The sequence below is a fragment of the Terrabacter sp. P5_B1 genome (assembly GCF_056400505.1).
Genome location: NZ_JBFULD010000211.1, coordinates 1 through 7559, shown reverse-complemented (window position 1 = coordinate 7559; position 7559 = coordinate 1). Strand labels below are relative to the sequence as shown.

The following is a 7559-nucleotide window of genomic DNA, read 5'->3' as shown; positions in this document are numbered from 1 at the left end:
GCGGGCCTGACGGCGAGCGGTGAGCTCGTCGCCGGGGTGGTCCACTGCGGCTTCGTCCTCGACGCGCTCGCTGGGAAGCTGGGCCAGCTCGCCCTCGACCTCGCGCCACACGCGTCCGACGGCGATGCCGAAGACGCCCTGCCCACCCTGGACCAGGTCGATGACCTCGTCGGCTGAGGTGCACTCGTAGACCGAGGCGCCGTCGCTCATGAGGGTGATCTGGGCCAGGTCCTCGACACCGCGCTCGCGCAGGTGGCTGATGGCGACGCGGATCTGCTGGAGGGAGACCCCGGTGTCGAGCAGGCGCTTGACGACCTTGAGGACGAGGATGTCGCGGAAACCGTAGAGACGCTGGGTGCCCGACCCGGTGGCGCTGCGCACCGACGGCTCCACCAGTCCGGTGCGGGCCCAGTAGTCGAGCTGGCGGTAGGTGATGCCGGCGGCCCTGCAGGCCGTCGGGCCCCGGTAGCCGCTGTCCTCGTTGAGCTCGGGCAGGTCGTCGGTGAACAGCAGACCCTGGGACCCTACGGGCACGGCCCGCGCGGACTCGTGCGCGTCCTCGATGGCGGCCATGCCGTCCTCCTCCTGCTCAGGCTGCGGGCCGCGGTGGTGCGGTCGCGCAGACGACAACCTGATAACTACAGTGACGTCGTTCTACTGAAGGTAGGCCGCGAACCCGATCCGGTCAATCACCCCGGCCAACCCCGAGGCGGCGTGTCGGGAGGCACGTGCAACCCTCGACGTCTACCTGAAGGTAAAGCTCTGGACGTCTCAGTCGGGGCGGTCGGGCAGGTCCGGCCGGTCGCCCGGCCCCTGCGACTCGGGAGCGGGCCCTTCGAAGTCCTCGGCCGACACGTGGTCGAGGAACTCCTTGAAGCGCTCGACCTCGTCGTCCTCCTCGGACGACACGACGATCGCGGCCTCGTCGAGGATGGCGGGCTCCACGAGAACCTTCGCGCCCGTACGCAGGGCGAGCGCGATGGCGTCGCTGGCGCGGGAGCTCACCTCGGCCTTGCCGTCGATGATGAGCGCGGCGTGGAAGACGGAGTCCTTGAGGGCGACGATCCGCACCTCGGTCAGCTCGTGGCCGAGCACTGCCAGGACGTCTCGCATCAGGTCGTGCGTCAGCGGTCTCGGAGGCACGACACCCTGCTGGGCGTACGTGATCGCGGCCGCCTCGGCCGCCCCGATCCAGATCGGCAGGTAGCGTCCGCCGTCCCGCTCCCGCAGCAGCACGATCGGTTGGTTCGTGGGCATCTCGACGCGGACGCCCAGGACATCGACCTCTCTCACTCCTCCACCGTACCCCGGCCTGTCGACGACGGGGACGGGCCTCAGCGTGCGAGTCCCGCGCGGACGAGCGCGACGTGCAGAGCGATGCAGGCAGAGGCGATCTCGGCCGCGCGATCCTCTCTCGTGCCACTGCCCCGCCGGGTCGCGAGAACCTGGTCCACGAGTCCGATCTCGCGGTCGGCCGCGGTGCGGAAGGGCCTGAGGTGGCGCGCCTCGAGACCGTGACCGGCGAGCGTGCGCGCCGCGGCCGCGATCGCCAGCGCCTCGTGCCCGAAGTGGCCGCGCCCGTCGGGCTGGAGCAGCCCGTAGGTCTCCAGGGCGTGCATCGTCTCGCGGTCGATGCCGGTGGCCTCGCGCAGCTCGGGACCGGTCAGGGAGATGTCACGGCGCGGCAGGAGCTCGTGCGGCTGCGGCACCTCCGGGTCGTCGCTCGGCGCGGGCGGCTGTGGTCGGCCGCCGGCGTCGTCGACCGGCTCCGACAGCCCCCGGTCCAGCGCGTCGAGGGCATCACGGATCACCTTGAGCGGCCAGTAGCGGTCGCGCTGCGCGGTGAGGATGTAGTGCAGCCGGCGGACGTCGTCCTCCGAGTAGGTCCGGTAGCCGGACGCGGTGCGGTGCGGCAGCACGAGCCCCTCGGCCTCGAGGAAGCGGATCTTCGACGCGGTGACGTCGGGGAAGTCCGCGGACAGGGCTGCCAAGACCTTGCCGATCGTCAGACGTCGAGGAGCGGGTGCGGGTGCGGGTGCGGGTGCGGTCCCGTCACCCGCGACCGAGCCAGCGGTCATGCGCCTGCGTGCTGGGCAGCTCCGGACGAGTAGTACACGAGGCGGAACTTGCCGATCTGCACCTCGTCACCGAGATGCAGGGGGGCCTCGTCGATGCGTTCCCGGTTGACGTAGGTGCCGTTGAGCGAGCCGGCGTCGCGCACGACGTAGCCACCGCCCTGGGCGACGAACAGCGCATGCTTGCGCGAGACGGTCACGTCGTCGAGGAAGATGTCCGAGTCGGGGTGACGCCCGGCCGCCACCTGCTGGTCGTCGAGCAGGAACCGGGCGCCCGTGTTGGGCCCTCGGAGCACGACGAGCAGCGCCGTGCCGGGGCGCAGGGCCTCGATGGTGGCCTGGTCCTCGGCTGTCAGGCCACGGGGGGTGACGGTGTCGACGTGGTCGCTGTCCTGCGACGGCACGCCCTGGAACCGCATGGTGCGGGGTTCGACGTTCATGTCGTCGGGGTCGGGCAGGTCGCTCGACATGCGGTCCTCCTCTGTGGTGCGGGCGGATTCGGGTGCAGCCACTCTAGTTGACCCGGGCAGGAGACAGCGTGCCGTGCGACACGGGCGCGCGGCTGCCCGGCGGGCGGCACGGATCAGGCAGGGATCAGGCAGGGATCAAGGCAGGGATCAGGGCAGGATCACGGCAAGGACGCCGTGTAGGTCGAGGCGTCCATGAGCCCCTCGACGGACGAGGCGTCGGCCAGGCGCAGCTCGAACATCCAGCCCTCGCCGTACGGGTCCGAGTTGATCAGCTCGGGCGAGGCGTCGAGCGCGGCGTTGGTGGCAGTCACCTCGCCCTCGAGGGGCGCGTAGATGTCGCTGACCGACTTCGTCGACTCGACCTCGCCGCACGAGTCGCCGGGGGTGACCGTGTCGCCCACGGCCGGGAGGGAGACATAGACGACGTCGCCGAGGGCGTCCTGCGCGAAGGAGGTGATGCCGATGCGGACCACCCCGTCGTCGCCGACGCGGACCCACTCGTGGTCGCTGGTGTAGCGCAGGTCAGAGGGGTAGTCCAGCTCGCTCATGTCGCTCCTTCGTCGGTGGGCGGCCCGGGCAGGAGGTCGYGGCCGCGCGTACTGCTGTTCGTTGTCGCCGCAGACGATGCGGCGGCACCTGAGAGGATGCCATGCCAGCGCGGCGCCCGCAGGAAGTGGGCCCCACTGCGTGTCCTCGGGCACGACACACGACCCGCGAGCGTCACTCGACCGGCTTGGCGTGGGTCATCTTGGTGGGTTGGTGCAGCGAGGTGATCTCGATGACGCTCGACTCGGTGACCGCGGCCTCCGCACCCTTCTGCCGCACTGACTCGACGATGCCGCCCGGGATCGTCATGGCTGACGACAGGGTCTTCGAGTCGCCGATCACCTTGATGACCAGGGGGCGCGGCACCGTGACGCCGTCGATCTGGATCTGCCCGTTGCGGTCCCCCACGAACGACGAGGCGACCACGCGGACGCCTCCGACGTCGATGGACTCCGCACCCGCGTCGCGCAGCTCCTGGATGATGTCGAGGACGATCGGGCCCGTCACGGCGTTGGTCGGGTCGGTGATGCGCATCGTGATCCCCGGCCCCTTCGCGGCGAGGGTCCCGGCGAGGATGCCGAGGGTGTCGACGCGCTTCTGCGCCTGCTGGAGCGCCTCGGCCGCGGTGCCGGTGCCGTTCTTGAGGCGGTCGCGGGTGGACTCCAGCTCGCGGACCTGCTGGTCGAGGCGTGACGAGCGCAGCGAGATGTCGTCCAGCACGCGTACGAGGTCGGTCTGGCTGAGTTCGTCGAGGCCACGCTGGTTCGTCAGCTGGACCTGCGCCGCGATGCCGGCACCGAGGAGCAGCGCGAGCAGGGCGCCGAGCACGTTCGCCCGGGTGGCTCGGGGCCAGCTCATCCTGAGCAGGCGCTTCCACGCGGCCCGCCCCTCGACCGGGACCCTGCTCGTCCCCGTCTCCCCCGCCTCGGACGCCGTGAAGTCGACCTCGGCGCCGTCGTCCACGCTGGTCCCGAAGACCGGCACGGGCGCGGAGGCCTCGTCGGTCATCGATGCGCCGGTGTCCGCGGGCAGGTCACGGGTGTCCGGCTCCACGGCAGGAGGCGGTCCCGGGCGACCCTTCTTGCGCTTTCCCATGCTCAGGCCTTGAACAGGTGCCGCCGGATGGAGGCGACGTTGGAGAAGATCCGGACGCCGAGGACGACGACGACACCGGTCGAGAGCTGCGACCCGACGCCCAGCTGGTCGCCGAGGAAGACGATGAAGGCGGCCACGACGACGTTCGACGCGAACGAGACGACGAAGACCTTGTCGTTGAAGATGCCGTCGAGGATCGCGCGGATGGCGCCGAACACGGCGTCCAAGGCAGCGATGACGGCGATGGGCAGGTAGGGCTGGAGCCACACCGGCACCGAGGGATCGAGGAAGAGCCCCACCGCGAGTCCGGCCAGAAGGCCGAGAACTGGGATCACGAAGGGTTCTCCTGACTGCTGGGTGACGCCGGGCTTCCGGTGCCCGGGATGGCGCCTCGGCTGGTGGCGTTCGGTGACGAGCCCGGCGTCGGGGTGCTGGTGCCCTGCTGCAGCCTTGACGTGCCGGGGGTCGGCGAGCCTACGGGCGGACCGACCGGCTGCGCGACCTCGAGGCGTGCGGCGGAGTCTCCGGGCACGGTCAGTGAGTCGCTGCCGGCCATGACCGAGCGGATCTTGTACTGGTCGGTCAGCTGCGAGAGGTAGAGCCCGGCGAAAGACGGCTCGAAGAGCTGCTGCATGCCCCGGGAGTCGCCCAGGGCGGTGATGACGTAGGGCCGTGTCAGGGGTCTGAAGTCGACGATGATGGCCTGGCCGGCGAACCGGATGGCCGCGGTCGAGCTGAGCCGGTGGCCGTTGATGGAGATCGCCTCAGCGCCGGCGCCCCAGAGCCCGTTGGCGATGATCTGCAGGTCGCCGGAGGTGACCCGCCCCTGCTGGAACCCGCCGCTGGGACGGGTGCCTGCGGTGGCATCGGTCTCCGTCGAGGCCGCGTCGTCGAGCGTCAGGGTCACGCCCGGGCCCTTGAGCGGCACCGCGCCCGCCTGCACCTCGAGGTCCTTGATCGTGGCGGTGAGGTCCGGGCCGCCCGACTGCTGCAGGGACAGGGCCTCGAAGTCACGGACCTGCTTGCCGAGGGCGGCGGCCTTGGCCTCCTGCTCGTTCCCGTGCTTCTGCAGGGACTCGATGCGGGTGACGAGCTCCTTCTTGAGGGCGGCGGCCGCCGTTGGCTTGGGGCGCAGGGACTGCGCCGCGACGGCGAAGAGGAACCCGGTGAGGATCGCGAGCACGATGACGAGGATCGTGCGGGTCGACGTCGCCCGCGGAAGGCCCGCGGCGGCGCGGCGGTCCGCGGCCTCCTGGTAGCCCGGATCGAGTGGCCGCTCCATCATCGTGGTCAGCAGCGTCATCGACTCGTCCGGTCGCCTGGGCGCTGTCACGGCGTCACCGTCCGGGAAGCCTGGATGAGCACGATCCGTGCGTGGACGGCATAGAGCACGGCGGCCAGCCAGTAGAGGACGACGCCCCACCACGCGAAGCCCCACCCGATGGGTCGGGCGAGGTCACCGATCCAGTCGTCCCGGTGCGCGAGCAGCAGCAGGGGGAAGGCGTAGAGGAGGTTGAAGGTCGCGGCCTTGCCGACGAAGTGGACCGGCAGTCCGACCTGGCCGCGGCTGCGCAGGTAGAGCAGCATCATCGCCATGACGAGCTCGCGGGCGAGGAGCACGACGACGAGCCAGACGGGGATGATGTCGCGCCACATGAGGCCGAAGAGCGTCGCCAGGATGTAGAGGCGGTCGGCGATCGGGTCGAGGAACCCGCCGAGCCGGCTCTCCATGTTGAACTGCCGGGCGATCTTGCCGTCCAGATAGTCGGTGACGCCGGAGAAGAGCAGCAGGAGCAGCGCCAGCCCGTCGTGGGCGGACATGATGGCCCAGAGGAACACCGGCACGCCGAGCAGTCGCAGGATCGACAGGACGTTGGGGATCGTCAGCAGGCGCTCCGACACGACGTGCTGGGGCTCCCCCACTTTCTCGATCTCCACGGCGGCAAGCCTAACCGGCCGCCGGAGGCCTCGATGCGCCCGCTCGGCCTCGATCCGGACACAGCCGACATCACGGGGCCGCGGGCCGTATGCGCGTCATCACGGCTTGAAGGAGGCGGACGCCGGCGCGCTCGCAACCGCACTCCGGACCGCACGAAGGTAGAAGGTCTGCGCGCCGCTGCCCAGGGGGAATGAGTAGGGCGACGTACAGCCCACCCAGCTCGATCCGGGTGAGCTGTTGCGGTTCGAGATCTGGCACTGGTAGCTGTAGCCGGCGACCGGAGTCCAGCTTGCGGTGCCGCTGCTCGAGGTGGCGTTCACGGCCAGTCCGGTCGGCGCCGTCGGCACCGGGGTCACGAGGAAGGACTGCGTCCCCTGGGTGGCTGCGGCGTACGTCGCGTTGCCGGCCTGGTCGGCGTTGACGGTGCACGTGCCGGCGGCGACGTAGCTGACCATCGTCCCGCTGACGGTGCACACCGACGGGGTGGTGCTCGTGAAGGTCACGGCCAGTGCCGAGGTCGCCGACGCGGCCACGCTGTAGGGAGCGTCACCGAGCATCGCGGACGCCGGAGCGGTCGAGGTGAACGAGATCGACTGGGCAACCTTGGACACGGTGAAGGACTGGGTCACCTGGAGGGCTGCGGCGTAGGTGGCGTCGCCGGCCTGGTCGGCGGCGATGGTGCACGTGCCGGCGACGACGAAGGTGACGGTGGACCCTGAGACGGTGCAGACGCCCGTCGTGGTGCTCGAGATGGCGACAGTCAGGTTGGAGGTCGCGGTGGCGGTGACGGTGTAGGCCCCGCCGACCGTGGCGGAGCCGGGCGCGGTCGACGTGAAGGTGACCGTCTGCGACCGCTTGTCGACGGACTGTGACACCGCGGCAGAGGCCGACGGCGCGTACGGCGCCGACCCGGCATACGCGGCGGTGATGCTGCGCGTCCCGGCGGAGGGCCAGGCGACGACGCAGGTCGCCGTGCCCGAGCTGAGCGTCCGGCTGCCGCCCGAGCACGTGATCGCCGAGCCGGCGTCGCGGAAGACCACCGAGCCGGTGGGCGCGCCGGACGCGGCGGTCACCGTCGCCGTGAGGGTGACGGGCTGGCCCACGACGGACGGGTTCGCCGACGAGGTGAGTGAGGTGCTGGTCGTGACGGTGCGGAGGACGGTCACGTTGGCGCTCGGCGCGCTGACGGCCGTCCAGCCCGAGCGAACCGCGTACACGGCGTAGCGGTAGGTGCCGTCGGGCACCGAGCCGTCGGAGCAGGACGTCGCGGTCAGCAGCGCAGAGGCGGAGCTCGCGCAGGCGGCGGCCTTCACCCCCGTCGCGGTGTCGGTCCGCTCCACCCAGTACCCGGAAGGGACGACGCCGCTCACCGGGGCGGTCCACGAGACCGCAGCGCTCGAGCTGCCTGCAGGGGACGTCGCAGCGACCCCGGAC

11 protein-coding genes are annotated in these 7559 nt (G+C 70.9%); 1 reads left to right on the top strand and 10 read right to left on the bottom strand.

What is annotated here, in order from left to right:
* The 10 genes from AC1DP0_RS14835 to AC1DP0_RS14790 all read right to left on the bottom strand — a co-directional run.
* A partial coding sequence (locus AC1DP0_RS14835; RefSeq protein WP_478085390.1) for a MerR family transcriptional regulator occupies positions 1–573 on the bottom strand: 573 nt, incomplete at its 3' end.
* Positions 574–771: 198 nt separating this feature from the next.
* Complete coding sequence (locus AC1DP0_RS14830) at positions 772–1293, bottom strand: bifunctional nuclease family protein (RefSeq protein WP_478085388.1); 522 nt, start codon at positions 1291–1293, stop codon at positions 772–774.
* 41 nt (positions 1294–1334) lie between these two features.
* Positions 1335–2078, bottom strand: a complete 744-nt coding sequence (gene ftsR, locus AC1DP0_RS14825) for a transcriptional regulator FtsR (protein WP_478085386.1) — start codon at positions 2076–2078, stop codon at positions 1335–1337.
* A complete protein-coding gene (locus tag AC1DP0_RS14820; RefSeq protein ID WP_478085384.1) occupies positions 2075–2545 on the bottom strand; it encodes an FHA domain-containing protein in 471 nt (156 codons plus the stop codon). The genes ftsR and AC1DP0_RS14820 overlap by 4 nt, the downstream gene beginning before the upstream one ends.
* Before the next feature lie 158 nt (positions 2546–2703).
* The gene (gene gcvH / locus AC1DP0_RS14815) at positions 2704–3093 is read right to left on the bottom strand and encodes a glycine cleavage system protein GcvH (protein WP_478085382.1); all 390 of its coding nucleotides are present in this window, start codon (positions 3091–3093) and stop codon (positions 2704–2706) included.
* A gap of 172 nt (positions 3094–3265) precedes the next feature.
* Positions 3266–4186: a DUF881 domain-containing protein gene (locus tag AC1DP0_RS14810; RefSeq protein WP_478085378.1), complete on the bottom strand. Its 921-nt coding sequence runs from the start codon at positions 4184–4186 to the stop codon at positions 3266–3268.
* A 2-nt stretch (positions 4187–4188) separates the two neighbouring features.
* The gene (locus AC1DP0_RS14805) at positions 4189–4521 is read right to left on the bottom strand and encodes a small basic family protein (protein WP_478085376.1); all 333 of its coding nucleotides are present in this window, start codon (positions 4519–4521) and stop codon (positions 4189–4191) included.
* Entirely contained in the window at positions 4518–5519 is a 1002-nt protein-coding gene (locus tag AC1DP0_RS14800) for a DUF881 domain-containing protein (protein ID WP_478085374.1), read from the bottom strand. The genes AC1DP0_RS14805 and AC1DP0_RS14800 overlap by 4 nt, the downstream gene beginning before the upstream one ends.
* Positions 5516–6124, bottom strand: a complete 609-nt coding sequence (gene clsA / locus AC1DP0_RS14795) for a cardiolipin synthase ClsA (protein WP_478085372.1) — start codon at positions 6122–6124, stop codon at positions 5516–5518. The genes AC1DP0_RS14800 and clsA overlap by 4 nt, the downstream gene beginning before the upstream one ends.
* Before the next feature lie 99 nt (positions 6125–6223).
* On the bottom strand, positions 6224–7369 hold the full coding sequence (locus AC1DP0_RS14790; RefSeq protein ID WP_478085370.1) for an Ig-like domain repeat protein: 1146 nt from the start codon (positions 7367–7369) through the stop codon (positions 6224–6226).
* On the opposite strand from AC1DP0_RS14790, the gene AC1DP0_RS14785 reads away from it, so the two are divergent.
* Positions 7356–7559, top strand: a 204-nt coding sequence (locus AC1DP0_RS14785; protein WP_478085368.1) for a hypothetical protein, incomplete at its 3' end; no start/stop codon positions are given. The two genes, AC1DP0_RS14790 and AC1DP0_RS14785, sit on opposite strands and share 14 nt — an antisense overlap.

Coding starts and splice junctions, on each gene's coding strand:
- AC1DP0_RS14810 (WP_478085378.1), bottom strand. CDS start 4,186: ATGGGAAAGCGCAAGAAGGGTCGCCCGGGACCGCCTCCTGCCGTGGAG.
- gcvH (WP_478085382.1), bottom strand. CDS start 3,093: ATGAGCGAGCTGGACTACCCCTCTGACCTGCGCTACACCAGCGACCAC.
- AC1DP0_RS14820 (WP_478085384.1), bottom strand. CDS start 2,545: ATGTCGAGCGACCTGCCCGACCCCGACGACATGAACGTCGAACCCCGC.
- ftsR (WP_478085386.1), bottom strand. CDS start 2,078: ATGACCGCTGGCTCGGTCGCGGGTGACGGGACCGCACCCGCACCCGCA.